This window comes from Natrononativus sp. DTA114, assembly GCF_059736515.1.
Genome location: NZ_JCASSN010000001.1, coordinates 953,930 through 978,080, shown reverse-complemented (window position 1 = coordinate 978,080; position 24,151 = coordinate 953,930). Strand labels below are relative to the sequence as shown.

Sequence of the window (24,151 nt, the reverse complement as noted above, 5' to 3'; positions counted from 1 at the left end):
CACAGATTGACGGTCGCCGGCCGCCTACAGCCGCCAATGACAGTCACTCGCACGGTCGAACTCGAGGGTCACATCATCGATTCGGGAACGATGGGGCGGTGTTTCGGGATCGTCATGGATCTGGGCGGGGAGTTCGACGTCGAGGCGTTCGAGGTCGGCAGGCACAAACACGCCGAATCGTACTGCCGGATGACGGTTTCGGCGGCCGACGAGGGCCAACTCCGGGAGATCCTCCACGAACTCAACCAGAACGGGGCGATGATCGAGGGGCCGCGGGACGCCGTCCTCGAGCCCGCGCCGGACGACCAGGTCGTCCCCGTCGACTTCTACTCGACGACGAACCACCCGACGGCGGTTCGGGTCGACGGCGAGTGGCTCGAGGTCCAGGGCCCGGAGATGGACTGCGCGCTCGTCGTCGAGGGTGAGGGCGACGACGCGGTCGTTCGGACACGAGTGTTGAACGCCATCGAGGCCGGCGACCGCGTCGTCACCGGCGACACCGGTATCCGGGTCGAACCACCCGAGCGACCGCGGTCGGCCGAGAGCTCATTCGGGTTCATGCAGGGCGGCGTCTCGAGCGAGCGACCCTCCGCATCGCTGATCGAGGAGATCGCCGCCGAGATGCGCGAGGTCCACGAGGCGGGCGGGACCACGCTCGCGGTCTGCGGGCCGGCGATCGTCCACTCGGGCGGGCGCGACGCGCTCGCCGACCTCGTCCGTGCGGGGTTCGTCGGCGCGATCAGCGCCGGCAACGGCTTCGCGGTCCACGACCTCGAGCGCGACCTGTACGGGACGTCTCTGGGCGTCGATACCGAAACCTTAGAACACCCACGAAAGGGCCACAAACACCACATCTACACGATCAGTGAGATCGGTCGTGCCGGAGGGATCGAGGCCGCCGTCGAGGACGGAATCGTCGACGAGGGCGTGATGTACGAGTGCGTACGGAACGACGTTCCCTACGTCCTCGCGGGGTCGATCCGCGACGACGGCCCGCTTCCGGACACGATCACGGACGCCGTCGAAGCCCAGGCCGCGATCCGCGAGCAGGCCCAGGAGGCCGACCTCGTGCTCATGCTCTCGACGCTGTTGCACTCCGTCGCCGTGGGTAACTGCCTCCCGTCGACGACGAAGACCGTCTGCGTCGACATCAACCCCGCTACCGTCACGCAACTGCTCGACCGCGGCAGCGCCCACGCAATCGGGATGGTGACCGACATCGGGACCTTCCTGCCGATGCTCGCCGAAGAGTTGCTCGAGTGATCGGGCAATCCGCCCGCTCCGCCTACTATCCCCCTTCGGCTTCCGCTTCGGGTTCTTCGACCTCTTCACCCTCGGCCTCGTCCGCATCGCCTTCGGTCTCGTCCGCATCGTCCTCGGCCTCGTCCGCCTCACCCTCCGCCTTCGCCTGTTCGAGCCACTCGGGTTCCGTGAGGTCGGGCTCCTCGAGGGTCTCGAGAGCCCACACGAGCTCGAGGAAGCGGTCACCGCCGCTCGTCGTCCCCTCGAGAGCGTAGCGCTCGATGTGACCGTCCTCGGCGAGAACGATTGTGTACGTCGCGTTCTCGAACAGGCGCTCGACTTCGACGTCGGTCGCCGTTAGCTCGATTCGCCCGTCGTCGGCCTGCTCGATGGTTTCTGCCGCATCGTACAGTCGATCCATCGGAAGGGCGGGATTCGGGGAGAGCGGTACTGTGCCCCGGTTTTCGTGATACGACACGACCCCCGATTCGTTTACGTTACGGGTGTGGGTCGTGCCGTCGGCTACCCAGACTGCGTGCCCGACCGTCTCGTTTTGAGACGTGGTCGCGTTTCTGTTCCCCTCGTTGATCTGTATCTCCCTGGTGATCGACGCGGTCGCTCTATCGGCGGAAACGGTCTGTTTGACACCCATCAACCGGAGGCGTGTCTCGTTGTCGTCGGGTCGGTCGCCCCGTTCGTACCGCATCGTTCGGATCGTGTAGGCCTGATCCTCGAGTGCGTCGAAGTGAGCGCTGGAGAGCGCCGTCGAGTCGGTCACCTCGTCGTCGGTGAGCCCCGGGAGGAGTTCGCCGTCAGTCGGGTCGACCGGCTCCTCGACACCGTACGGTTCGCGGTCGGTCTGCTCCGCAAACGCCCCACAGCCCGCGAGGACCACCACCACTACCACCGCGATCACGCGAACGGCACCCATCTTCTTTCCGTTTCGGGCGACAGTATATATATCTGATCGGTAGCTGGCTCGAGCGATTCCGTTCACGGCATCTGACCTGACGTTGAACCGCACAACGGCACTATACCCGCCGGCGGCGAACCGACCCCATGAATCGTGACGAGGAACACGCTGACAGCCCGCTCGAGCAGGTGGACCAGGAAATCGCCGCCGAGGTCGCCGACGATCCCGAAACGCTGCTCGCGGCGCTGCCTCACTACTACCGGGGGGAGGTCAGCCAGGCCAACAGCGCCCAGGACCGGATCGATCAGACGACCAACTGGGCGATCACGGTGATCGCCGCTCTGCTTTCGGTCGTCTTCTCGAGCCTGGATATGCCCGCCTACCTGCTCCTGGTCGGAATCGTCATCCTCTGTGTGTTTCTCTCGTACGAGGTTCGGCGCTACCGGTTTTTCGACATGTACCGGGCGCGGGTCCGCTTCTTCCAGGAGAACGTTTTCGCGAACGCACTCGAACCGGTCGGCGCCGAGCACCCGCGGTGGCGCGAGGAACTGAGCGACGACCTCCGGCATCCGACGTTCAAGGTGAGCGCGCAGGAGGCGCTGTCCCGCCGACTGTCTCGGATCTACGGCCTCCTGTTCGCGGTGCTGGGCGTCGCCTGGATCGCGAAAGTCACCCTTTTTACGCCCGAAACGCAGTGGACCGAGGCGGCCGAGCTTCCGGGCGTTCCGGGAGCGGTCGTCGCGGGTCTGCTCGGGGTATTCTATCTCTGCGTTCTCGTGTTGGCGGAGTGGCCGCAAAAGCGCCAGGCGAAGGGTGAAATCCACGGGGAGGAGCCGGGCGACTGGAAGGACGCGTAAACGCTGCGGTATGCCCGCCTTCCATCTGGGCCTGCCGTATCGGGTAGAACCGCTCGAGCACTCGTCCCGGCCCAACTTCGGGAGGGCGAGTTCTTTTATACTCTTCTATCGAAGAAAACGCATTGAACCGTTGTCAGACAGCACAGAGAGGGTGAGAATGCAACAGGAACACATCGCCGCCGGAAAGGAGATACAGAAACAAACCGGGAAGACATTCTACCTCGCAACGCGGTTCCTCCCGAAACGGGTCCGAAACGCGACACACGTGTTGTACGCGTTCTTCCGGATCGCAGACGAGGTCGTCGACGACGCCGCCGACGTTCCGGCCGACGAGCAGGCCGCACGTCTCGAGGAGCTACGCGCCCAGGCGCTCGGAACCGTCGAACCCGACGAACCCGTACTCGTCGCGTTTCAACAACTTCGGGAGCGCTACGGGATCGCCGACGAGGAGGTCGACGAGTTCATCGACGCGATGGCGACCGACATCCACACCAGCCGGTACGAAACGTACGCCGACCTCGAGGCGTACATGCGTGGCTCGGCGGCTGCCGTCGGCGTGATGATGACCGCGATCATGGAACCCAGAGACGAGGAGATCGCGCTCCCGCACGCGCTCACGCTCGGCGAGGCGTTCCAGATGACGAACTTCCTACGGGACGTCCGAGAGGACATCAGGGAGCGCGACCGGATCTACCTCCCACAGGAGACGCTCCGGCGACACGGGGTCACCGAGGAGCAGATCGAACGCCTCGAGATGGACGAGTCGTTCGCAGCGGTGATGGCCGAGGAACTCCAGCGGACGGAAACGCTGTACCGCGAGGGCGTCGCCGGCATTCGGTATCTGCCCGAGGACTGCCAGCTACCGGTGTTGCTCGCGGCGGTGCTGTACGCCGAACACCACGCTGTGATCCGAAACCAGGGGTACGACGTGCTCGCCGAGGAACCGTCGCTCTCGACGGCTCGAAAGCTCTGGTGTGTCGCAAAAACGCGCTGGCACTGGCACTGGAATCGTGATCCGGAGGCCGTGTTCGAACGGGTTTCGGCGGTCCCGAGCGTCGAAACCGGTTCGAGAGGGCCGGGCCACGGCGAGGGAGTTCCGACACGGTAGCCTGCCGGCCGCTTGTTTTACCCGCCTCGCTCAGCCGGTCGGTTTCGCCGTCTCGAGGAACTCGAGGTCGTACCGGCCGGTCCCGAGGAGTCCGAGACAGAAGCCGCCGGCGACGGCGGCGGCGATCCAGTTGCCGTACAGCAGGTTGACCGACCCCCACAGGAGGACGAAGCTCACCAGGTCGTCCAGGATGAACTCGCAGTTTCGCACCCGCTCGAGCAGCGCCGACCGGTCGAACGCGAGGTCGACGAGGACGACGGCGACGGTGCCCGAGATCACCCAGCCGACGTAGTTCGAGACGGGAACGCCGTAGTAGACGCCTTCCTCGAACGCCCAGAATCCGATGGCGACCGCGGCGGGATCGAGCACGAGGTCGATGGCGACGACCGCCGCGATGGCGGTAAGGAGTCGGACGACGGCGTTGTCGGCCCACGAGCCGAGCAACAGCAGGGTAAGCAGGTAGGCGTTGAGCACCAGCGGGATGAAAAACAGCGGGAGGGCGAGGGGGACCTCGCCGAAGAGCATCGGTCCCAGCTGGATCGTGTACTCGAAGGCGCCGTAGGGCCAGTCGGTTCGCACGCCGATCATCTCGATGGCGTAGGTGTAGATCGTTAGCACGACCAGACAGCCGAGCGCCCACCGGCCGACCCTGGGCAGCAGGCCGACGATCAGCGGCGAGCGCATCACCAGGGTCCCGAAGAGGATCAGAAGCGGGTTGTACTCGAGCGGTCCCGGCAACCACCCCTCCGCGCTGGCGACCAGCGTGAACGCGCCGATGGCAGGGAAGACGACGGCGATCGTAAAGCGGTTCTCGCGGACGATCGACTCGAGGCGGCGCTGCACCTCGGTCCGCCTCAGCCCGTCCCCGCTCGAGTCAGCCATAGAACACCCCCCAGAGCCCGCCCATCGTCAGGAGTGCGCCCACGACGGTGTTGATCGCGGGGAACCACCAGTAGGCCCGCGAGACGCCGACGCTCGAGGTCGCGACGCCGGCGACGAGCGCCGGGTAGACGAACATGAGCGCACCCAGCCGGAGGTCGAGGGCGGCGAACGCCCCCGCGGCGGCGAGCCAGCAGAGTCCGCAGTAGGCGTAGGTGTGGCGCTCGCCCAGCACCGTTGCGGTGGTCCGAATCCCCGCCTCCCGGTCGGGACCGATGTCGGGAATCGCGGAAAAGGTGTGCATCCCCATCGCCCACAGCCACCCGCCGGCGATCGCGAGCAGCGGCGGCTGGCTCCCGGCGACAGCGATGTAGGCGACGATTCCGGGGACGACGTAGAGGCCGTTCGAGAGCGAATCGAGCAGTGGCGTCGTCTTGAACCGCAGCGGCGGCGCGCTGTAGAACGCCCCGAGGAACAGGAACGCTCCGAACCAGGCCAGCGCGGTCGTCGGAAGAACAGGGGCGAACGCGAGCGCCAGCGCCGCCGAGAGCGCGACGGTGATGGGGACGAACCGCTGGCCCCGATAGCGCGCCTCCCGCTCCTCTTTCTTGGGGTTCTCGGCGTCGATCTCGCGGTCGTAGACGTCGTTGATCCCGTAGAGGAACACGTTCGCCGGCAGCAGAAAGTAGACGAACAGCGCGAGGGCGGTCGGCTCGAACAACTCTCCGACCGACGAGGCGGCGTAGGCGACCCCGACCAGAACAGGGCCGGCGAGGTAGAGCCAGAAGCGGGGCCGCGAGAGGGTCAACAGGTACGACAGTCGCTCGAGGAGCCCGCTGCCGACCATGGTGGTTCGGTTAGCGGCCACGCGGACACCTCCGCCGCCGCTGAGTGATTCGCTCGGTCATTCGGCGTGGTCCTCGAGCACCTTCTCGGCCGTCAGCTCGCCGCTGATGAGACACATCGGGACGCCGATTCCGGGCGTCGTGTACGACCCCGTAAAGTAGAGACCGTCGACCGCCTTCGAGCGGTGTGGCGGCCGGAACAGCGAGGTCTGGCGGAGCGTGTGGGCCATCCCGAGGGCGGTCCCCCGGAAGCTGTTGTAGCGGTCGGCGAAGTCCTCGACGCAGAAGCGCTCTTCGACGACGATCCGATCGCGCAGGTCGGCGCCCGTGTGCGTGGCGAGGTCCTCGAGCACCAGCTCTCGGTAGCTCTCTCGTCGTTCGGGGGTGTCCTCGAGCCCCGGCGCGATCGGAACCAGGATGAAGATGTTGCTGTGGCCCTCCGGAGCCACCGTGTCGTCGGTTTCGGAGGGGACACAGCAGTAGTAGGCGGGGTCCTCGGGCCACTCGGGGTCGTCGAAGATCTGGGCGAAGTGCTCCTCCCAGTCGGTCGGCAGGACGAGGGTGTGGTGGGCGAGTTCGGGCAGGTCGCCCTCGACGCCCAGATAGAGCAGGAAGGCGGAGGGGGCGTAGGTGCGGGACTCCCAGTAGGACTCGCTGTAGCCCCGCTTTTCGGGCGGCAGCAGTTCCTGTTCGGTGTGAGCGTAGTCGGCGTTGCTCACCACCAGATCGGCCGTCAGCGGACCGTCAGGCGTCTCGACGAGGAATCCGCCCTCGCGGCCCTTGATCTCGGTCGCGGGGCGGTCTGTGTCGTAGGTAACCCCGAGTTCGGTCCCGAGGTCGGCGATGCCGTCGATCACGCCGCCGAGACCGTTCTCGGGGTACCAGACGCCGAGGTTGAAGTCGACGTGGCTCATCAGGTTGTACAGCGCGGGGGTGTTCCGCGGGGACCCTCCCAGAAAGACCAGCGTGTACTGCATGATCTGCTGGAGCTTCGGGTGGTCGAAGTAGTCCTCGACGTGCCCCTGCATCGACCCCAGCAGCGAGAGGCCGCGGGCCTGGCGGGCGACGCTGGGGTCGACGTAATCCCGCAGGCGCTCGCGGTCCTCGTAGACGAAGTGTTCCATCCCCACCTCGTAGTTCTCACGGGACTTCTCGAGGTAGCGATCCAGCGCTTCGCCGGCGCCCGGCTCGTAGCTCTCGAAGATCCGCTTCGTTCGCTCCCTGTCGGGGGTGACGTCGACCTCGTCCCCGTCTTTGAAAAATAGTCGATAGTGTGGATCGAGATGGGTGAGCCCGTAGTACGCTTCGGGCTCCCGGCCGAACTCCGCGAAGAAGCGCTCGAAGACGTCGGGCATCAAGTACCACGAGGGGCCCATGTCGAAGTGGAAGCCGTCGACCTCGAGCCGGCTCGCCCGGCCGCCGAGCTGTTCGTTCTTTTCGATGACGTGAACGTCCGCACCCGCGTCGGCGAGATAGCAGGCCGTCGAGAGCCCGCCGACGCCGGCGCCGATCACGACGACCGACTCATCGGCCAGCGATTTCATGCTCGAGGGGAACATCGGCTGGATGATAAACGTATATCATACTCACGTCGGCTTCGGTCGATTCGAGGAGACCACCGCTGTCCGGTACCGTTATTTCGCTGTCACACGTTGGCCAGGCCACATATAGTATGTCCGTTTCGCTCCGAACGCTGGCGCTGGTCGCCCTCGTCGTTTTGCTCGCAGGCTGTGGCGCACTCGAGGGCGGCGACGACCGAGAGCCCTACGGCGTCGACGAACCGGTCGAGCCGACCGGCGGCGAACTCCTGCCCGGGCTCACCAGCGAGGGCGTCACGGACGAGTACAGACTGTACGGCGAGCACCGATCCGCACTCGAGGACGAGCCCTACCGCAGCGAGTGGAACCGGACGATCCGCGCCGAGAACGGAACGATCCTCGAGTTCGCCGAGGAAACCAGACGCGTCTCGGGGGAACGCGAGCCCGCCCGCGTTCGTCACGTCGTCGAGTCCGAAACCGACGCCCAGTCCGACGACGTCTGGTTCGTCGACGACACCGCGTACGTCCGCTGGACCGAGGGCTCCGACGGGCCGAACTACGCCGAAGATTCCGGACTATCGGGCGTGAGCGGGTTCGATCCGTCCGATCCGTACCCGCCTCAGTTCCTGGCCCTGGAGAAGCTGTACGCCGCCGTCGAAACGGTGGCGGTCGAAGACGGCGGTGAACGATACCGCCTCGAGGCGACCCTCGACGAGTTCGGTACTGACAAAAACGTCTCGGTCACGCTCCACGTAGACGAGACGGGATATCTGACGGCGTACACGTACACGGCCGAGCGGTCGACCGACGACGGCCGCCTGACCGTCGAGGAACGGTTCGACCTCGATTCCGAGCCCGACCGCCCGCTCGAGGAGCCAGAGTGGCTCGACGAGGCCAGAGCGGCCGCCGAGAACGACTCGGAGGAGTGAGCCGCTCCTCTCGGCTGCGACTCGTTCGTCGTCTCGACCGGTGGGTTCCTTGTGTGAGCGGGCGATACGAGTCGTATGGACGAGACGACAGTCGTCGTGACGGGTGGAACCGGCGGAATCGGTCGTGCAGTGACGGAGGCGTTCGCCGAGGAGGGTGCAGCCGTCGTCGTCGGCGCCCGAGACGCCGACGCGGTGTCCGAGGCCGTGACGGATCTCGAGGAGTCGGGCGCGACGGCGACCGGGCTTCGGACGGACGTCCGCGACGAGTTCGACGTCGAGCGACTGATGGAGACCGCCTCGAGAGCGGGCGACTCCGGCGGGATCGACGTCGTCGTCGCCGCGGCTGGGGTCTACCACGGCGAACCAGGGGAGACGCCGACCGACCGGGAGTCGTACACCGCCTTCGACGACCAGTGGCGGACGAACGCTCGCGGGGTGTTTACGACCATTACGGAGGCGCTCCCGCATCTGGGTGACGACGGGCGCGTGCTGGTCCCGACGGGGGCGGTCGCTCGAGAGGCGAAACCGGGCTACGGCGCCTACGCGGTGTCGAAAGCCGGCGCGGAGGCGGTCGTTCGCGGGTTCGCTGCCGACACTGACCACGTCGTCGGCTGTCTCGATCCGGGCCAGATCGCGACGGGTCTCACGGGCGGCCAGGGACGCGAGCCGGAGTCGGTCGCCGGAATGTTCGTCTGGGCGGCGACGGCGGCCGATCCCGAGACGATTGACGGCGCGGTGGTCGGCCTCCGGGAGTGGAAGCAGGCGAGCCGAGATCAGTCCTGAGCGCCGCTGTCGTCGCTCTCCTCTTTGACGTGCTCGCGGGCGAACTCCGAGAGCGACTCCATCTCGAGGCTGTCGCCGAGCGACTCGAGGGCGTCACCGACCGATTCGCGGGCGCCGAGTTCGCGTTCGGTTTCCTCGGAGTCGACGATGGTCTGGGTTTCGTCGTCGTACTCTCCCGTAAAGAAGCTCCGCTCGTTCTCGTCGAAGTACAGCGGCCGGCCCGACTGCATCGCGCCGACGAACCGAGAGTGATCTTCCTCGTGGTAGTCGAACGACTCCGTCGCCTCTCTGTGTCTGTTCGGATCGTGTTGCATGGCCCGGCGTACCACGATCCGGCGTACAAGCGTTTGGATTGCGACAGCCGGCATTGCCCTTTCGGCAGGACGCTACAGCGCCCGGTCGCTGTCGGGGTTCTCGAGCTCCCAGAGCAGTTCGGGCAGGAAGGCTTCGAGGTTCTCGATCACGCGCCGGTCGCTGACGTTCAGCCCCTCGCAGTGTTCGTGGGCGGACTCTCGGATGTCGACGTGGAGGCCGTCGGCCTCGCGCCAGACGCCGAGGGGGAACACCGAACACCGCGTCGGCTTCCAGTCCGCCTCTAAGTGGAGCGAACAGAGGCCGTCCTCCCGGAGAAAGGCGCAGGCGTGGCCGTCGTCGGCGACGTGTTCGTCGCGCGCCTTCTCCTCGCGAGTGACGAACTTCTCGCCGCGAAAGTCGGTCGTCGTCTCCGCGAGGTTCGCCCGCGCGGCGAGTTCGATCAGGTCCCGGTCGTACAGCAGGACGCCGTGGTGACAGCACCAGGTGCAGTCGTCGACGCACTCGAAGGTGAGGGCGGGGTCGAACTCGACGACCGCCTCGCGGCCGGGGTAGACCTCGACGCGGCGGGGCACATCCTGGGCTGGGTCGGTGCTCACGCCCACCGAAAGGCGGTCCGCGCGGAAGTGTCTTTCACTCCCGGTCGAGCCCTGCTCGAGCGGCGCGTTAGGACTGGCCGTCCCGGTTCGCAACCGTGTTCGCGAGCGTCCCGACGCCCTCGTAAGTAATCTCCACCGTGTCGCCGGCCTCGAGCAGCCCCGGATTCGCCGGGCTGCCGAAGGCGACCACGTCGCCCGGGCGGAACGTGAACCGCTTCGAGAGGTAGGAGACGACCTCGTAGGGGTCGAACAGCATTAGCTCGGTGTTCGCCTCCTGTCGGCGCTCGCCGGCGACGTCGGTCCGCATCTCGAGGCTCCGCGGATCGACGTCGGTCTCGAGCCACGGCCCGAGCGGCGCCGAGCCGTCGAACGCCTTTCTCGCCGTGCGGCCCTGCTGGTCCAGCGCGTCGACGTCGTTTAAGATCGTGTAGCCGCGAACCGCCCCGGGGACGTCGTCGGGTTCGAGGTTCCGACAGCGCCGATCGATCACGGCCGCGAGTTCGCCCGCGTAGGTCAACTCCTCGGTGAAGTCGGGGTAGGGGATCGCCTCCCCGTGGCCCAGTAGCGCGGCCGGCGGCTTGATGAAGAAGTCCGGTTCGTCGGGCCGTTCGTACTCCATCTGCTCGAGCGTCTCCGCATAGTTCCGCCCGACGCAGTACAGCGCCGAGGGCTCGCAGGGCGGGAGGAGCGGCCCGTCCCTGCCGACCTCGTAGCTGCCGTCGTCGGCGTACACAGTCCCGTCCTCGTACCGTCCGGAAACCGGTCCCGCCGGCGTCGCCAGTCGTGCGAGTCGCATACCACGTCTCGTCGGCCCCGACAGGTAGCCGTACCGGTTCGCCCTGCTGGCTGCGGCGTCGACGGCCGCTCGCGACGCCCCCGTGAGACGATGTCTGACACAGTTTATTTCCCGCCACACCTCGAAGTCGACCCATGGCCGTTGAGGAGTCCGATGCCCTCGAGGAGATGCCGACGCACGCCAGCAACGTCGCCGAGTACGCTGAACTCGCGAGAGCGCTGCGCGAGCGCGTCGACGGCGGCGTCGAGTTCAACGAGTACGCGCAGGTGCTGTACGCCACGGACGGGAGCATCTACCAGGCCCGGCCGGCGGGGGTCGTCTACCCGACCGGGGTCGAAGACGTGCAGGCCGCCACCGCGACGGCGGCCGAGTTCGACGTCCCGGTGCTGCCCCGCGGCGCCGGCTCCTCGCTCGCCGGTCAGGCCGTCGGTCCCGGCTGCGTGGTGCTCGACTGCTCGAGGCACATGAACGAGATCCGTGAGATCGACCCCGAGCGCCGGCTCGCGCGCGTCCAGCCCGGCGTCGTCCAGGACCACCTCGATGCCCGCCTCGCGGAATACGGCCTCAAGTTCGCACCCGATCCCGCTTCCTCGAACCGGGCGACGGTCGGCGGCGGCATCGGCAACAACTCGACGGGCGCCCACTCGGTCAGGTACGGGATCACGGACGCGTACGTGGAGGAGCTCGAGGTGGTGCTCGCCGACGGCTCGCTGATCCGCACCCGCGACGTCGTCGTCGACGGGCCGGAGTGGGAGGAGATCGTCTCGAGGGACGACTGCGAGGCGCACATCTACGAGACGGTTCGGGCGCTCGTCGAGGAGAACGCCGAGGAAATCGAGGCGCGTTACCCCGAACTAAAGCGCTCGGTCAGCGGCTACAACCTCCACAAGGTGATTCGGGAAACCGCGGCCGGCGAGCGCGTGATCAACCTCTCGAAACTCTTCGCCGGCAGCGAGGGCACGCTGGGGGTGGTCGTCGAGGCGACGCTCTCGCTCGTGACGGTACCCGAGGAGACCGCGCTCGCCGTCTACTGGTACGACGACTTACTCGAGGCCCTCGCCGCGGTGCCGGTCGCCCTCGAGGGTCCCGTCGGCGGCGTCGAGCTGATGGACGACGAGGTGTTCAGGCTCGCCCGCGAGTCGGAGGGCTACGCCGAGTACGCGGAACCGGTGCCCGAGGGAACCGAGGCGGCCCTGATGCTCGAGTTCGACTCCGAACTCGTCGACGACTTCGAGGCGGCTATCGCGGAGACAACCGAGCGGCTGGTCGGCGATCCGACGGACCGCGGCGCCGAAGCGGGCGACCCGGACGCTCGCGGCGGCGAGACCGACGGAACCGGCGCGTTCGGAGTTCTCGAGGCCTACGATCCCGACGAGCAGGCCGATCTCTGGAAGCTGCGGAAGGCGGCGATCCCGCTGCTGATGAGCATGGAGGGCGATCCGAAGCCGTACCCGTTCATCGAGGACGCCTCGGTGCCGCCCGCGGAACTCGCCGAGTACGTCGGGCGCTTCGAGGCAATCCTCGCGGACCACGACACCTCCGCGGCCTACTTCGCCCACGCGGGGTCGGGCACCCTCCACATCCGACCGATCCTCAACCTCAAAACCGAGGACGGCGTGGAGACGATGCACTCCATCACCGACGACGTCACCGACCTGGTCCTCGAGTACGGTGGCTCCTTCTCGGGCGAGCACGGCGACGGGATGGCCCGGACGGAATTCACGCCGAAGATGTACGGCCCCGAGCTCTGGGAGGCCTTCAAGGAGCTCAAGACGGCGTTCGATCCCGACTGGCAGATGCACCCTGGCAACGTTGTCTACCGCGATGGACCGGACGATCCGGGACCCGACTCGGCGCGCGGCGTCGGCGCCGACATGCGCGAGAACCTGCGGTACGGACCGGCGTACCAGTCGCTCGAGCCCCAGACCGCGCTCGATTTCAGCGACGAGGGCGGCTTCTCCCACCTCGTCGAACTCTGTAACGGCTGTGGCACCTGCCGCCAGACGGAGTCGGACGTGATGTGTCCGACCTACCGCGCCTCCGGGGAGGAGATCCAGACCACCCGCGGCCGGGCGAACATGCTCCGGGCGGCCATTTCGGGGGAACTGCCGGCCGACGAACTCACCTCCGAACGGTTCCAGTCGGAGGTGCTCGACCTCTGCGTCGGTTGCAAGGGCTGTGCGAGCGACTGTCCGACGGGGGTCGACCTGGCGAAGCTCAAGGCCGAGGTGAAACACCGGTATCACGAGGAGGAGGGCGCGGGTCTGCGCTCGCGGCTCTTCTCGGACGTCGACCGGCTGGCCGCCCTCGGCTCCGCGACGGCGCCGGTCTCGAACTGGCTGCCCCGGCTGCCCGGCGCCCGAGTCGCGATGGAGCGAGTGTTTGGTATCGCTCGAGAGCGCGAACTCCCGACCTTCCGGCGCCAGACGCTCCACGACTGGTTCGAGCAGCGGGGCGGACCCCGAGTACCCGAATCGACGGCCGATCGGCGGGCCCTACTGTATCCTGACACGTATGCGACGTACTCCAACCCGGCCCCCGCGAGGGCGGCCGTCGCGGTCCTCGAGGCCGCCGACGTTCACGTCCAGATTCCCACGGACCTCCGGGCGAGCGGCCGGGCGGCGTACTCGACCGGCTTCCTCGACGAGGCGCGGCTGCGAGCCCGCCACAACGTCGAGGCGCTTTCGCCGTTCGTCGCCGAGGGCTGGTCGGTGCTGTTCGTCGAGCCTTCCGACGCAGTGATGTTCCAGGACGAGTACCGCGACCTGTTGGTCGGCCCCGACACGCCGGAACTGTACGCCGACACCGTCGAGCGGGTCTGCGACGCGGCGTTCGGCGTCTGCGAGTACGTCGACCGGGAGTGCCTGGATGACGCCCTGTCGTTCGCCGCCCCCGCAGGGAGCCTCGCCTACCACGGCCACTGCAACCAGAAGGCCGTCGGCGCCGACCACCACGCCGTCGGCGTGTTGCGTCGGGCGGGCTACGAGGTCGAGCCCGTCGAGGCGAGCTGCTGCGGAATGGCCGGCAGCTTCGGCTACGAGGCCGAACATTACGAGCTCTCGCAGGCGATCGGCCGACTGCTGTTCGAGCAGGTGGACGCGAGCAACGGCGAGCCGGTGGCGCCGGGAACTTCCTGTCGCACCCAGCTCGGCGACCGACCCGGAGCGGGATCGCCGGCGCATCCGGTCGAGAAGCTCGCGGCCGCACTCGAGCGCTGACGAATCCGCGGACCCGCGGCCGCTCCGAGAGCCCGGCAGTCGTTGCCGCCGTCCCACGCGTGGCCGCTCGAGGCGACGCTCGCGGTCGAGGGAGGTAGCGACGCCGAGTCCGCCGTCTCTCCCGTTCTGCTGGACCGAAACGGCGGGTTTCGCCGTCCGAGACGCGGGGAATACGTACCTCGGCTGTTAGCCTTTTGGGCCTGCTCGTCGGAGTCACCACCGCATGAGCGAGTACGACAACGACGTGTTAGTGACGGCGGATTGGGTCGAGGATCACGTAGCGGAGTTCGAGGCGGATGATCCCGACTACCGGCTGATCGAGATCGAGAGCCCGGAGCCCCCGGACAGCGACTTTCCATCGAAATACGACGAGGGACACATCCCCGGCGCGATCGGCCTCAACTGGGCGGAGGACCTCTCCGACGAGACTCAGCGGGACATCCTCAAGAAGGACGACTTCGAGGAGCTGGTCGGGAGTCTCGGCATCGACGAGGAGTCGACGGTCGTCTTCTACGGCAACGGCCACATTCCCAACTGGTTCGCGGTCTTCGCCTACTGGGAGTTCAAATATTACGGCCACGAGGACACGCGGGTCCTCGACGGTGGAAAGGACTACTGGGTCAACAACGACTACCCGCTGACGGAGGAGGAACCTGAGTACCCCGCTGTCGAGTACACCGCTCGCGGCCCGTTCGAGAATATTCGATCCTATAAGGACGACGTGGACAAGGCCCGTGAGGCGGGGCTGCCGATGGTCGACGTCCGCTCGCCCGCGGAGTTCACCGGCGAGATCCTCGCCCCCGAGGGACTCGACGAAACCGCACAGCGAGGCGGCCACATCCCTGGCGCCTCGAACGTCCCCGTCGCGGAGAACCTGCGCGACGACGGGCGATTCAAGCCGCCGGAGGAGCTCGAGGCTCGATACCAGGAGGAGGGGATCGACGGTGACGAGACGGTCGTCACCTACTGCCGGGTCGGCGAGCGGTCGGCGATCGCCTGGTTCGCCCTCCACGAACTGCTCGAGTACGAAGACGTTCACAACTACGACGGCTCCTGGACCGAGTGGGGGAATTTGATCCGGGCGCCGATAGAGACAGGCGAGGGCGAGTGAACGAGCCCTCGAAAACTCGAGCGGGGAACGGAGTGACCCGCGAGACGGGCGAGGCTGAGTGAACGACGTGAGCGAAGCCTCGAGGTGAAGCGGTGAGCCGAAGGCGAACCGCGGAACGGAGGAGAACTGAGCGACGCGACCTTCTCCCGAAAGCGAACGGGGGTCGTGAGCAGCGTACGAACTGACCAGTCGCTCCTGCCATCGACCCTCGCGCTCGAGCGAACTACTGCTCGACCAGCAGGTACGTTCGTGCGCCCCGGTGCTCGAGCGAGACGCGGTCGGTGCCGACGCTCTCGCGGACGAAGTCGCGGACGCCGCCAGCGTCCAGTTCGGTGACATCGATGCGGCGGCGGCTCGGTTCCGGGGTCGTTCGGTCGGACTCTCCCTCGATACGGTCGACGATCAGGGTCATACGTTCGTATTATCTGTACAGTATGTAAATCGGACCCATCCGGAGTGAAAGTGAAAGTGGACGTGTCCCGCTTAGCCGAGGCGTTTTACCGCGACCTCGTGAGGGCCGGTCTCGGTTTCGAGGGCCACTCGGTCGACGATCGCATCGCGCGCCCGCTCGCGCCACTGCTCGACGGCGTCAGCGTAGCAGTCGCCCGGAGCGGTTTCCGTCGCGAATTCCTCGAGATCGGGATACGCCGCCGCGGTCTCGTCTCGCAGTAGCGTTCTCGGTGGAACGTGAACCGCGCCGGTCGCGTCGGTGTCGTCGGTGTGGTAGACGTGGATTCGGGCACGCATTCGGCCGTGAAAGGGCGGCGTGACGCGCAGCACGGCCGACCCGGGGTTCTCCCGGTCGTAGACGTAGGCGTCGACGACGTCCTCGGAAGACACCGCGAGCGATCGGATCACGGACGGATCGTCGGCTCCCATCGGGGGTCGTTGGACCCGCGGGGAGTTAGTTGCCGTGGCTCGAACGATCGACCACGGCGCCCGGTCGGCGGGGAGTCATCAGTTCTCGGGGCCGCCCGTCGTCGGGGCGAACACGACGTTTCCCGAGTCTCGAGTTCAGCGACACAGCCCCCCCAACCGGTCGGGAACCTGGGTGAGAGGGACGTTCTCGAGTAGAATCGATCGCCCGCCGACGGCCTCCACGCCGCCATCTGCGCCAGGGGTGTCGCCGACGTGGACGAGGTTCTCGGTAGCGACGCCCAGCCGATCGGCGGTGAGTTCGAAGATCTGCGGCGCGGGTTTGCGCCAGCCACAGCCGACGCTGGTGACGATTGCGTCGAAGTCGTCCCGTCGGACGTCCGCTCGGACGAGAGTCCGGCCGACGAGTTCCGGCACACTGCAGTTCGAGCACAGTCCGACCGGACCGTGCTCGCGGGCGGCGGAAACGGCGGCGCTCGCCCCCGCTCTGGTTTCGACGTCGGGGTCGAACGCGGCCACGACGGCCCGGCGGATCGCATTGCCGGGGGCGTCGACGTCCAGACTCGAGAGCGTCCGGCCGACGTGTGCCGGGAGCGGCACCTCCGCGCCCGCGGGGGCGTCGACGTGGGTCGTCGCGTACGCGTCCGACCAGCCGGCGGGAACGTCGACGCCTCGGGCCTCGAGTTCCGCGGCGATCGCCGCGGCGGGGTCGCCGGGCTTCTCGGCACGAACGAGGGTTCCAAAGAGGTCGAACGAGACTGCCATAGTCGTGTGACTACGTACAAACTGACTTTACTCCCGCGGTCCGAACGTGGGGCGGCCGACCGACGTTTGGACGACTTTGTGAACACCCCTTTTATCCACCCACTCGAGCGCTCAGCTATGCGCCGCCGACATCTCCCTCCAGTCGACGACGTGAAACGAACGCTCAGACGAACCGCGCTCCTCGCCGCCAGCGCCGGCACGCTGGCTGCGACCGTGGGCTGTCAGAGCGCAACGGGCCTCGCGACCCGCACCCGAAGCCGGTTCGGACGGGCCGTCGAAACCGTCGCTCGTAAACTCCACTCCCCCGCTTCCGTCTCGACGGAAACGCCGGCGGACGGCTCCGCCAACAGGGCCGTCTCCGCGGTCGACCGAGTCGACGGCCCGACGACCCGAGATCAACTCGCCGAGTACGGATTCGTGCCCAGGACGTACGTCTACGGCGTCCTCCGCGATCACGGCGGGCGAATGAAACAGCGCCGGTTCGTCGACGAGTACGGCTGGTCCGCGTCGACGATCAGTCGTCTCCTCTCGGACCTCGAGGACGAGGACGCGATCGATCGCTATCGCGTCGGCCGCGAGAAGGTCGTCTGTCTCCCCCGACACGGGCACTCTCCGGGTCGGGGTGACGCTACAGGCCCCGCGCCCCGAGCGGCCAGTCGTTGACCGCGGCCCTCACTCGAGCGGAACGACGTTCGACTCGAGATCCCGCGGATAGTAGGTGAGCCACTCGATCCCGTCCTCCGTGATCGCGATCGTGTCGGAGTGGCGGTAGCCGTAGGTATCGGTGTAGATGCCGGGTTCGATCGTCCAGACGTGTCCCGGCGCCATCACCGCGTCCTCGTCGTCGTAGCTCGTCTCCGCCGACTCGCAGTGGTCGCCCCAGCCGCGGTCGATGTACGGCGGTTCGTGGCCGTCCATTCCGATGTTGTGCCCGACGTGGTGCTGGGCGAGGTCGGTGATACCCTGCTCTTCGAAGTAGTCGTTCACCGCGTCGTCGACCGCCGAAATCGGGACGCCCGGTCCCAGCTCCTCGATGGCGATCGTCTGAGCCTCGAGCATCAGCTCGAAGTAGTGTTCCTGCTCGTCGGTCGGCTCCCCGACGAACATCGTCCGCTCGAGTTCGGAGTGGTAGCCGTCGACGTTCGCGGAGGCTCCCGTAACGAGGACGTCTCCGACCTCGAGCCGGCGGTTCGCGGTGTGGCCGTGGGGAAGCCTGGTCTGCTCGCCGGTGATGTAACCCGCCGAAACCGGACCCGTCCCTCGCGTCCGGGCGACGTACCGGTCTCCCAGCGCGTCGAGCATCGCTCTCGAGGCGTCGGTCGACGCCCGCTGGCTCGCGGTGGCCGGATGTTCGCCGGCTTCGGTGTACTCCGCCAGATAGCGGTGTGCGAGGTTCGCCCATTTTGCCGATTCGCGGATCAGGTCGATTTCGGCATCGGTCTTCTCCCAGCGCATCCGAGAGACCCAGTTCTGGGTGTCGACCGCGACGTCGCCAGCCTCCGAAAGTGCCGGCCCCTGATACCCCATCGTGCCGGGTGCGCCGTCCGTATCCGCGGCGACCGACTCAACGTCCAGTCCCTCGAGCATCGCCACGGCGACGCCGATGGGGCGGCCGCCGGGGTAGTCCGAATAGTGGTGAACCGCGTCGATTCGGGGATTCGCGCTCACGCGCTCGACCTCGAGGCGCGGCACAGTGATCTCGATGCGGTCGTCCGTCACGACGAGGACCACGGGGCGCTCGGTCTGGATGTGGTCGAAGCCGGTCAGGTACTCGATACTCGTCGCGCCGAACCAGACGGCGGCGTCGACGCCGGCATCGCCGATCCGGTCGCGGACGGCCTCGAGCCGGTCGTCGAACTCGCTCTCGGGGAGTCGTGTTGCCATACGGCAGGCTCGTCTGCCTGGTGCAAAAACGTTCAGGAGGCGGCACCGCGAGGGCGATCCGCCGCTCGTTACTCGCGCGCCCGATCGGCACCCGGTTCCGCCGGATCGTCCCCTCGTTCGATCGAAACCACGGCCAGGGTTTCGTCGACGACCAGCCGAAGTTCGTCGTCGTCCCGCCTGTGACGGATCCGGATTCTGAGCGGGTCGTCGCGTTCGACGGCCACCCCGATCGGCTCCCAGAACGCCGGCGACCAGTACGGCTCCGTCCGCATGTCGACGCCGTGATCGTAGTAGAACGAGACGACCGCCGGGTGACGAATCAGGACGGTTCCGAGCGGGAGTTCGAAGAACCCCCCGCACCGCTCACAGCGCGTTCGAACCTCCGTCTCCTCCCGGACCTCGTCGGCCTCGAGCGACCAGTTCAGCGAGCCGTAACACTGGGGGCAGATCCCCTCTCGAGCGAGTTCGAGGTCGTGTCGTGTCAGCAGCGTCATCAGCCGAACGACCGTCGCCAGCGGCCGGTCGGCGACCGCTCCCCGCGGCAGGAGGTTCCTGAACCGGTGATCGTTGGGGCAGGAGACCTCGAACATACTGTCCTCGTAGCTCGCGGACAGCCGCTCCTCACAGCGCGGACAGGGTTCGTCGAGATCGCCGGCGAGCGGTTCGTCGGCCCGATCGTAGGTGCCCGCGATGATCGCGGTAACGACGTTCAGGCCGCTGGCCGAGAGGCGGTACCCTTCGTCGGTCTCCACGACGTACCGTCCGAGAAGCTGCTGCAGGTGATAGTTGAAGTTCCCGGAGTCGCGACGGCCGACCGCCCGCCGCAGCTCCGAGAAGCCGAGCGCCGGCTCCTCCGGTCGCGCCCGGAGCCGTTCGGTCAACGCCTCGAGAATCCGCAGTCGCGTCTCGTCGGACAGCACGTCGAAGGCGTCGCCGACCGATTCGCCGAGAGCCGGTTCGTCTCCCCCCATACGAGTGCTACCGGCGCGGTGATCAAATCGGTTCGGGCCCCGCGGAACCCGTCAGATTCCCTACTGTAGGGCGTTGCTGGATCGAACTATTACCTGCCCCGTGTGATTCACTCACATGAGAACGGAACGACTGATCGACGGCTCGGAACCCGCACCCGGCGAACCGACTCGAGCGAGCCGCGTCGTCGGCTTCGCCGTCCTCGCCCTGACCCTCTCCTGGGGCTGGTGGTTCGGCGTCGACCGGATAGCCGGCGGCCTTTCGATGGTGACGATGAGCGTCGGCGCGTTCGGCCCGGCGGTCGCCGCCGCCCTCGTCGCAACGGTGGCCGGCGACCTCGAGGAACTCCGCGCCCGACTCCTGCGCTGGCACGTCGATCCTCGCTGGTACGCGCTCGCGCTTCTCGGTCCGCCGCTGTTGATCGTGGCGACCGTCGCCGGCTACGCCGCGGTCGGCGGCCGACTCGACGCGACGTACCTCATGCCGCTGTGGACGTACCCGATTCTACTCGTGATGACCTCGCTGATCGGCGGTGGTCAGGAGGAACTCGGCTGGCGCGGCTACGCGCTCCCGCACCTACAAGCGCGAGTCGGTCCGCTCGCGGCGAGCGTCGGGATCGGGCTGCTCTGGGCGGTCTGGCACTACCCGCTGTTCGCGCTCGGATTCGCCCGGACCGGCTCTGGGCTGTTCTCGGTGTACGTCGTCCTGGCGGTCGCCGTGTCGGTGGTCTTCACCTGGGCGTTCAACGGGAGCGGCGGGAGCGTTCCCCTGCTGGTCGTCTTTCACGGCGGGTTCAACGCCGCCAACTCCTACGTGCCGTTTCCGCCCGATCTCTCCGCCGAGTGGCTGGTCCGCGGAGAGGTCGTGCTCATCGGCGTGCTCTGTGCGAGCGCGCTACTGGTGGTGGTCGTCGTCGGTCCATCGCTCGGGCGCGACTCCGCACGCGACCGGGCGAACGAGCCAACGCAGTCACCGGCGACCGTCGACGACTGATCGGCTCCCGACGGCTCGTCTCACTCTCGCTCCTCGAGCGGCGTCCACGTTCGACCACGCTCGCCGACGTACCGCGAGCGCGGGCGGACGATCCGGTTGTCCGCAAGCTGCTCGAGGCAGTGGGCCGTCCAGCCGCCGACCCGTGAAACGGCAAAGGTGGCGCTGAAGAGATCCCGCGGGATGCCGACGCCGTTGAGCAGGACGGCGGTGTAGAACTCGACGTTGGCCGCCAGCGAGAGGTCGGGCTTTCGCTCGGCCAGCAACTTCTGGGCGGTCTCCTCGGTCTCGCGGGCGGATTCGAAGAACGCCTCGTCGCCGCCGTCCTCGGCTCGATAGAAGGTCTCCGCGGCGCTCGAGAGCACCGCCGCACGCGGGTCGCGCACGCGATAGACGCGGTGGCCGAAGCCCATCAGCCGCTCGCCTGAATCGAGTTTCCCGGCGAGGACCGCCTCGATATCGTCGGCCTCGTGGGTCTCCTCGAGCATGTCGAGAACCGGCCCCGGTGCGCCGCCGTGGAGCGGTCCCTTGAGCGCGCCGACGCCGCCCGTGACCGCAGAGATTACGTCGGATTCGGTCGACGCGATCGCTCTCGACGTGAAGGTCGAGGCGTTGAACCCGTGGTCGACCACGGTGTTCAGGTAGGTTTCGATTCCCTGTACATCGGCCTCGGTCGGCTCCTCGCCGGTGAGCATGTAGAGGTAGTTGCCGGCGTGACTCAGGTCCTCGCGAGGCTCTGGCGGCTCCCTACCCTGGCGAGCGCGCCAGTAGGTCGCGACGATCGTCGGCAGCTGGGCGACCGCCAGTCTGGCGTCCGTCTCGGCCCCCTCCTCACCGTCCCGTGTGAGGCTCGCGCTCGCGATTCCCATCCGAAGCGCGTCCATCGCGGACTGTTCGTTCTCGCCGGCCGCGACGACGACGTCGCGCGTAGCTGGGTCGAGCGCGCGATGCTCGCGGAGGTCGTCGGAAAACGCCTCGAGTTCGTCTCCCGTCGGGAGACAATCCTCGTATAGCAAAAACAGGGTTTCCTCGAATCGGGCGTTTTCGGCGAGTTCTGCCAGCGGAAAGCCACCGATGGTGAGTTCCCCTTTCTCGCCATCGATCGTGCTGAGCCGCGTTTCGTCGACGACGACGCCGTCGAGTCCCTTGTGGATGGATTCTTCGGACATACGCCACACGACGGGAGACAGCCCCTTCAGTACTGCTCAGTCGGCAGTCACCACAGGGTTTGTATGTCAGCCGCTGACAGCCACGGTCAGCGGAAGTCAGGCGGGCTCAGGCGAGGCGAGAGAACGCGAGGTTGCCCGAGATGTTCTCGATGTAGATCTCGACGACGTCGCCCTGGTTCGCGCCGGGGACGAAGATCGTGTACTTCCCCTTCTCGGCGACGCCGTCGCCCTTGCGGCCCGTGCCGGTGATCTCGACGGTGTAGGTTTTCCCCTCCTCGACGGCGTCTCGCTGCTGTTGTTGCTGGCTGCCGGTCGAGCGCTTGGTGACCGGTCGGAACGCCCCGCAGGCGTCACAGCGGAGCATCGGGGTGCGGTCCTCTCGGACCAGCCGCGTGTCCGGCAGTCCACACTCCGAACAGCGGACGTACTCGTCGACGTAGGCGTCGATGACGGCCGAGAAGTCCTGGCTCGAGAAGCTGCCGTTGTACCGGCCGCGGCCGCTCTCGAGTTTTCCGCTGGTCCCCATCTCCCGCTGAATGAACCGGTGGACGTGTTCGTCCTCCCGGGAGAGGACGTCCGCGATCTCCCCGAGGTTCGTCAGCCGGGTGAACGCGCCGTCCTTCTGGGCCTGCGGGTCCGGAATCTGCAGTCGCTGTTCGTCGCCGCCGATATCCGGGACGTTCTCCATCGCCCGGTCGAGACTCGACTCGTAATCCATACGCGAAACCAGACGGCGCTGACGTAAATCGGTTCTGCTATCGTAATCCGGGCCGCTGGCGGCGTTCAGCTGAGAACCGGCGGGCGGGTTCGGAGGGCTACAGCGCGTCGCCTCCCCGCTCGCTCGGCGACCCCTGCGCTTCGTCGTCCAGCGACTCGAGGTCGCGCTCCGGGTTGGCCTCGTTTTGCCCGCCAGCCTCGCCCGTGATTTCACCGTACACCGCCTCGCGGGCGGCCTCGGGCGAGTCGAACTCCTCGCCTGCCAGCCGGTCGAAGACGCTCCCGAGCGACTCCGTCTCGTTCGGGAGGTCGATCGGTTCGTTGGCGTACTCGGCGGCGAGTTCCTCGCTGGAGATCGGATACTCGTGGCCGCCGAGGTGGCGTTCGACGTCCTCGAGAACTGACTCGGTCCGGTCCGCTCGCTCGGACTTGCGCCGCTCGATGCGGTCCTGGGCGCGGTCGCGGTCGGGATCGTCACTCATATTCGACCTACCAACAGCTGCGGATAAAAGCGGCCGGCCGGCGACAGCGCGGTCGCATCCAGTGACCGAGACGGGGGTCAGTCCTCGCTGAGCAGCACCATCCGGTCGATCTCGGTAGGCCGGAGTCGCTCGTTCGCCCCCTCGCCGGTCTCGAGCGTGACGTGCTCCGGACTGATCTCGACGATCGTTCCCGTGAGCCGGTTTTCCTCCTCGAGGTTCATCACCTCGTGGTACAGCTCGACCTCGGCGCCAACGTCGGCGAACTGGCGCACGCGTTCTGCTGCCTCCTCGTTGTCGAGGGTCGCTGGCATAGTGAGTTCAGCCATCGCCGGATCGTACGACGCCAACCCCTCTTAAACCCGCGGGAGACGTCGGTTTCTGCTGTCTTCTCGCCGAGGTGGGCGCAGATCCGTCGGTGGGCAACGCCCAGTTCCGAAAGCGATAGCACCGAAACGGCCGGGTTTCGGCCGAAGATACCGTCGTGACGTGGACCGGGCGAACGTCCAGAAGCGTCCTACGCGAGACACGGTTCGCTACAGTAAACAGCTCGCACGATCACGAATCGTTCTTACGGATATTTCCACCGGTTCCCTCAGATTCAATACAAAATATGTTGAGGGGTTACCTGCCGTTGATGCGTGTGCGTTCCTTGCCCCACCCCTACCGCACACCTCCCCGGACGTGTCAGGGGATCACGCCCCACCCTTCACTCAAACTTTTCACACCTTTCGGAGCAAGACGGTGTCTCGTCGTTCGCCTCGAGACGACTCACACCGCTTCCTGCACGACAGACACGGAGACTCGAGTCTCTCGCCCGTGAGATGCATGCAAACGTGGTTTCCGGTGCCTGCTCCAGGGTCCGCTGCCCTAGTTTGAACACTGAGACGTGTTCCTTCGTTACGCACGACTCAAAGGTCAAATCGGCACGGTAGAGCGTGCTTCCCGCCCACGAAGTGTTCGCAGCAAAAGTCCGCCCTCCCCGATTTGAACGGGGGACAAGTCGATCTACAGTCGACTGCTCTACCAGTCTGAGCTAAGGGCGGTCACTTCTACGTAGCAGACGAAGCCGACATAAGGGTTATTATTCCCACCGACGGCGGTCGTACGACGATTGTCATACATGATGGAATGATTGATATAGTAGGCGTGATAACACTCGGCGTAACCGA

The 24,151-nt window shown here is 66.8% G+C and carries 25 protein-coding genes and 1 tRNA gene; 9 read left to right on the top strand and 17 right to left on the bottom strand.

What is annotated here, in order from left to right; genetic code table 11:
* The first annotated feature begins 36 nt into the window (after positions 1–36).
* Positions 37–1,263: an ornithine cyclodeaminase, nickel-pincer nucleotide-dependent gene (locus tag AC6I6S_RS05135; protein WP_497948658.1), complete on the top strand. Its 1,227-nt coding sequence runs from the start codon at positions 37–39 to the stop codon at positions 1,261–1,263.
* Between the two features lie 25 nt (positions 1,264–1,288).
* Here AC6I6S_RS05135 and AC6I6S_RS05130 read toward each other — a convergent pair whose 3' ends face one another.
* Entirely contained in the window at positions 1,289–2,173 is an 885-nt protein-coding gene (locus AC6I6S_RS05130; protein ID WP_497948657.1) for a hypothetical protein, read from the bottom strand.
* Between the two features lie 128 nt (positions 2,174–2,301).
* Here AC6I6S_RS05130 and AC6I6S_RS05125 point away from each other — a divergent pair, with 128 nt between their 5' ends.
* Positions 2,302–3,012: a DUF2270 domain-containing protein gene (locus tag AC6I6S_RS05125; protein WP_497948656.1), complete on the top strand. Its 711-nt coding sequence runs from the start codon at positions 2,302–2,304 to the stop codon at positions 3,010–3,012.
* Between the two features lie 157 nt (positions 3,013–3,169).
* Entirely contained in the window at positions 3,170–4,120 is a 951-nt protein-coding gene (locus AC6I6S_RS05120; RefSeq protein ID WP_497948655.1) for a phytoene/squalene synthase family protein, read from the top strand.
* A gap of 30 nt (positions 4,121–4,150) precedes the next feature.
* On the opposite strand, the gene cruF is transcribed toward AC6I6S_RS05120, so the two are convergent.
* The 3 genes from cruF to crtID are packed head-to-tail and all read right to left on the bottom strand — an operon-like array spanning position 4,151 to position 7,388.
* Positions 4,151–5,002: a bisanhydrobacterioruberin hydratase gene (cruF, locus tag AC6I6S_RS05115; protein WP_497948654.1), complete on the bottom strand. Its 852-nt coding sequence runs from the start codon at positions 5,000–5,002 to the stop codon at positions 4,151–4,153.
* Positions 4,995–5,846: a prenyltransferase gene (locus AC6I6S_RS05110; protein ID WP_497949300.1), complete on the bottom strand. Its 852-nt coding sequence runs from the start codon at positions 5,844–5,846 to the stop codon at positions 4,995–4,997. The genes cruF and AC6I6S_RS05110 overlap by 8 nt, the downstream gene beginning before the upstream one ends.
* A gap of 57 nt (positions 5,847–5,903) precedes the next feature.
* On the bottom strand, positions 5,904–7,388 hold the full coding sequence (crtID, locus tag AC6I6S_RS05105; protein WP_497948653.1) for a bifunctional phytoene desaturase/3,4-desaturase: 1,485 nt from the start codon (positions 7,386–7,388) through the stop codon (positions 5,904–5,906).
* Between the two features lie 128 nt (positions 7,389–7,516).
* Here crtID and AC6I6S_RS05100 point away from each other — a divergent pair, with 128 nt between their 5' ends.
* Together AC6I6S_RS05100 and AC6I6S_RS05095 are read left to right on the top strand one after the other, a co-directional pair.
* Positions 7,517–8,311 (top strand): hypothetical protein, encoded by a 795-nt coding sequence (locus AC6I6S_RS05100; protein WP_497948652.1) that lies wholly within the window; start codon positions 7,517–7,519, stop codon positions 8,309–8,311.
* Positions 8,312–8,386: 75 nt separating this feature from the next.
* Complete coding sequence (locus AC6I6S_RS05095; protein ID WP_497948651.1) at positions 8,387–9,094, top strand: SDR family NAD(P)-dependent oxidoreductase; 708 nt, start codon at positions 8,387–8,389, stop codon at positions 9,092–9,094.
* Here AC6I6S_RS05095 and AC6I6S_RS05090 read toward each other — a convergent pair.
* From AC6I6S_RS05090 to AC6I6S_RS05080, 3 genes are all read right to left on the bottom strand, one after another.
* Entirely contained in the window at positions 9,085–9,408 is a 324-nt protein-coding gene (locus AC6I6S_RS05090; RefSeq protein WP_497948650.1) for a hypothetical protein, read from the bottom strand. The genes AC6I6S_RS05095 and AC6I6S_RS05090 overlap by 10 nt on opposite strands.
* A 72-nt stretch (positions 9,409–9,480) precedes the next feature.
* A complete protein-coding gene (locus tag AC6I6S_RS05085) occupies positions 9,481–10,005 on the bottom strand; it encodes a YkgJ family cysteine cluster protein (protein WP_497948649.1) in 525 nt (174 codons plus the stop codon).
* A 67-nt stretch (positions 10,006–10,072) separates the two neighbouring features.
* On the bottom strand, positions 10,073–10,801 hold the full coding sequence (locus AC6I6S_RS05080; protein ID WP_497948648.1) for a fumarylacetoacetate hydrolase family protein: 729 nt from the start codon (positions 10,799–10,801) through the stop codon (positions 10,073–10,075).
* A gap of 134 nt (positions 10,802–10,935) precedes the next feature.
* Between AC6I6S_RS05080 and AC6I6S_RS05075 the strand changes: the two genes are divergently transcribed.
* Positions 10,936–14,019 carry an FAD-binding and (Fe-S)-binding domain-containing protein gene (locus AC6I6S_RS05075; RefSeq protein WP_497948647.1) on the top strand — a complete coding sequence of 1,028 codons (3,084 nt, stop codon included), beginning with the start codon at positions 10,936–10,938 and terminating at the stop codon, positions 14,017–14,019.
* Between the two features lie 223 nt (positions 14,020–14,242).
* Entirely contained in the window at positions 14,243–15,130 is an 888-nt protein-coding gene (locus tag AC6I6S_RS05070) for a sulfurtransferase (RefSeq protein WP_497948646.1), read from the top strand.
* 223 nt (positions 15,131–15,353) lie between these two features.
* On the opposite strand, the gene AC6I6S_RS05065 is transcribed toward AC6I6S_RS05070, so the two are convergent.
* The 3 genes from AC6I6S_RS05065 to AC6I6S_RS05055 form a co-directional block, all read right to left on the bottom strand.
* Positions 15,354–15,542: a hypothetical protein gene (locus AC6I6S_RS05065; protein ID WP_497948645.1), complete on the bottom strand. Its 189-nt coding sequence runs from the start codon at positions 15,540–15,542 to the stop codon at positions 15,354–15,356.
* A 71-nt stretch (positions 15,543–15,613) separates the two neighbouring features.
* Entirely contained in the window at positions 15,614–16,009 is a 396-nt protein-coding gene (locus AC6I6S_RS05060; RefSeq protein WP_497948644.1) for a DUF8009 family protein, read from the bottom strand.
* A 135-nt stretch (positions 16,010–16,144) separates the two neighbouring features.
* A complete protein-coding gene (locus tag AC6I6S_RS05055; RefSeq protein WP_497948643.1) occupies positions 16,145–16,771 on the bottom strand; it encodes an HAD family hydrolase in 627 nt (208 codons plus the stop codon).
* 117 nt (positions 16,772–16,888) lie between these two features.
* Here AC6I6S_RS05055 and AC6I6S_RS05050 point away from each other — a divergent pair, with 117 nt between their 5' ends.
* A complete protein-coding gene (locus tag AC6I6S_RS05050; protein ID WP_497948642.1) occupies positions 16,889–17,434 on the top strand; it encodes a helix-turn-helix transcriptional regulator in 546 nt (181 codons plus the stop codon).
* Positions 17,435–17,443: 9 nt separating this feature from the next.
* On the opposite strand, the gene AC6I6S_RS05045 is transcribed toward AC6I6S_RS05050, so the two are convergent.
* A complete protein-coding gene (locus AC6I6S_RS05045; RefSeq protein WP_497948641.1) occupies positions 17,444–18,655 on the bottom strand; it encodes a M24 family metallopeptidase in 1,212 nt (403 codons plus the stop codon).
* Between the two features lie 68 nt (positions 18,656–18,723).
* Positions 18,724–19,626 (bottom strand): DUF7351 domain-containing protein, encoded by a 903-nt coding sequence (locus tag AC6I6S_RS05040; protein WP_497948640.1) that lies wholly within the window; start codon positions 19,624–19,626, stop codon positions 18,724–18,726.
* A 115-nt stretch (positions 19,627–19,741) separates the two neighbouring features.
* Here AC6I6S_RS05040 and AC6I6S_RS05035 point away from each other — a divergent pair, with 115 nt between their 5' ends.
* The gene (locus AC6I6S_RS05035) at positions 19,742–20,617 is read left to right on the top strand and encodes a CPBP family intramembrane glutamic endopeptidase (protein ID WP_497948639.1); all 876 of its coding nucleotides are present in this window, start codon (positions 19,742–19,744) and stop codon (positions 20,615–20,617) included.
* Between the two features lie 20 nt (positions 20,618–20,637).
* Here the strand turns inward: AC6I6S_RS05035 and AC6I6S_RS05030 are convergent, their stop codons facing one another.
* From AC6I6S_RS05030 to AC6I6S_RS05010, 5 genes are all read right to left on the bottom strand, one after another.
* Positions 20,638–21,783 carry a citrate synthase gene (locus tag AC6I6S_RS05030; RefSeq protein WP_497948638.1) on the bottom strand — a complete coding sequence of 382 codons (1,146 nt, stop codon included), beginning with the start codon at positions 21,781–21,783 and terminating at the stop codon, positions 20,638–20,640.
* Between the two features lie 106 nt (positions 21,784–21,889).
* On the bottom strand, positions 21,890–22,501 hold the full coding sequence (locus AC6I6S_RS05025) for a translation initiation factor IF-2 subunit beta (protein WP_497948637.1): 612 nt from the start codon (positions 22,499–22,501) through the stop codon (positions 21,890–21,892).
* A gap of 97 nt (positions 22,502–22,598) precedes the next feature.
* A complete protein-coding gene (locus AC6I6S_RS05020) occupies positions 22,599–22,982 on the bottom strand; it encodes a DUF5789 family protein (protein ID WP_497948636.1) in 384 nt (127 codons plus the stop codon).
* Between the two features lie 77 nt (positions 22,983–23,059).
* Positions 23,060–23,308: a hypothetical protein gene (locus AC6I6S_RS05015; RefSeq protein WP_497948635.1), complete on the bottom strand. Its 249-nt coding sequence runs from the start codon at positions 23,306–23,308 to the stop codon at positions 23,060–23,062.
* A gap of 643 nt (positions 23,309–23,951) precedes the next feature.
* A tRNA-Tyr gene (locus AC6I6S_RS05010) sits at positions 23,952–24,025 on the bottom strand.
* Positions 24,026–24,151 lie beyond the last annotated feature (126 nt).

Bases quoted from the DNA above. Each gene is read 5' to 3' on its own strand.
- AC6I6S_RS05120 (WP_497948655.1), top strand. From the start codon at position 3,170: ATGCAACAGGAACACATCGCCGCCGGAAAGGAGATACAGAAACAAACC.
- cruF (WP_497948654.1), bottom strand. From the start codon at position 5,002: ATGGCTGACTCGAGCGGGGACGGGCTGAGGCGGACCGAGGTGCAGCGC.
- AC6I6S_RS05075 (WP_497948647.1), top strand. From the start codon at position 10,936: ATGGCCGTTGAGGAGTCCGATGCCCTCGAGGAGATGCCGACGCACGCC.
- AC6I6S_RS05090 (WP_497948650.1), bottom strand. From the start codon at position 9,408: ATGCAACACGATCCGAACAGACACAGAGAGGCGACGGAGTCGTTCGAC.
- AC6I6S_RS05100 (WP_497948652.1), top strand. From the start codon at position 7,517: ATGTCCGTTTCGCTCCGAACGCTGGCGCTGGTCGCCCTCGTCGTTTTG.
- AC6I6S_RS05030 (WP_497948638.1), bottom strand. From the start codon at position 21,783: ATGTCCGAAGAATCCATCCACAAGGGACTCGACGGCGTCGTCGTCGAC.
- AC6I6S_RS05055 (WP_497948643.1), bottom strand. From the start codon at position 16,771: ATGGCAGTCTCGTTCGACCTCTTTGGAACCCTCGTTCGTGCCGAGAAG.
- AC6I6S_RS05070 (WP_497948646.1), top strand. From the start codon at position 14,243: ATGAGCGAGTACGACAACGACGTGTTAGTGACGGCGGATTGGGTCGAG.
- AC6I6S_RS05080 (WP_497948648.1), bottom strand. From the start codon at position 10,801: ATGCGACTCGCACGACTGGCGACGCCGGCGGGACCGGTTTCCGGACGG.
- crtID (WP_497948653.1), bottom strand. From the start codon at position 7,388: ATGAAATCGCTGGCCGATGAGTCGGTCGTCGTGATCGGCGCCGGCGTC.
- AC6I6S_RS05050 (WP_497948642.1), top strand. From the start codon at position 16,889: ATGCGCCGCCGACATCTCCCTCCAGTCGACGACGTGAAACGAACGCTC.
- AC6I6S_RS05025 (WP_497948637.1), bottom strand. From the start codon at position 22,501: ATGGATTACGAGTCGAGTCTCGACCGGGCGATGGAGAACGTCCCGGAT.
- AC6I6S_RS05110 (WP_497949300.1), bottom strand. From the start codon at position 5,846: ATGGTCGGCAGCGGGCTCCTCGAGCGACTGTCGTACCTGTTGACCCTC.
- AC6I6S_RS05040 (WP_497948640.1), bottom strand. From the start codon at position 19,626: ATGGGGGGAGACGAACCGGCTCTCGGCGAATCGGTCGGCGACGCCTTC.
- AC6I6S_RS05130 (WP_497948657.1), bottom strand. From the start codon at position 2,173: ATGGGTGCCGTTCGCGTGATCGCGGTGGTAGTGGTGGTGGTCCTCGCG.
- AC6I6S_RS05095 (WP_497948651.1), top strand. From the start codon at position 8,387: ATGGACGAGACGACAGTCGTCGTGACGGGTGGAACCGGCGGAATCGGT.
- AC6I6S_RS05065 (WP_497948645.1), bottom strand. From the start codon at position 15,542: ATGACCCTGATCGTCGACCGTATCGAGGGAGAGTCCGACCGAACGACC.
- AC6I6S_RS05135 (WP_497948658.1), top strand. From the start codon at position 37: ATGACAGTCACTCGCACGGTCGAACTCGAGGGTCACATCATCGATTCG.
- AC6I6S_RS05125 (WP_497948656.1), top strand. From the start codon at position 2,302: ATGAATCGTGACGAGGAACACGCTGACAGCCCGCTCGAGCAGGTGGAC.
- AC6I6S_RS05060 (WP_497948644.1), bottom strand. From the start codon at position 16,009: ATGGGAGCCGACGATCCGTCCGTGATCCGATCGCTCGCGGTGTCTTCC.
- AC6I6S_RS05020 (WP_497948636.1), bottom strand. From the start codon at position 22,982: ATGAGTGACGATCCCGACCGCGACCGCGCCCAGGACCGCATCGAGCGG.
- AC6I6S_RS05015 (WP_497948635.1), bottom strand. From the start codon at position 23,308: ATGGCTGAACTCACTATGCCAGCGACCCTCGACAACGAGGAGGCAGCA.
- AC6I6S_RS05035 (WP_497948639.1), top strand. From the start codon at position 19,742: ATGAGAACGGAACGACTGATCGACGGCTCGGAACCCGCACCCGGCGAA.
- AC6I6S_RS05045 (WP_497948641.1), bottom strand. From the start codon at position 18,655: ATGGCAACACGACTCCCCGAGAGCGAGTTCGACGACCGGCTCGAGGCC.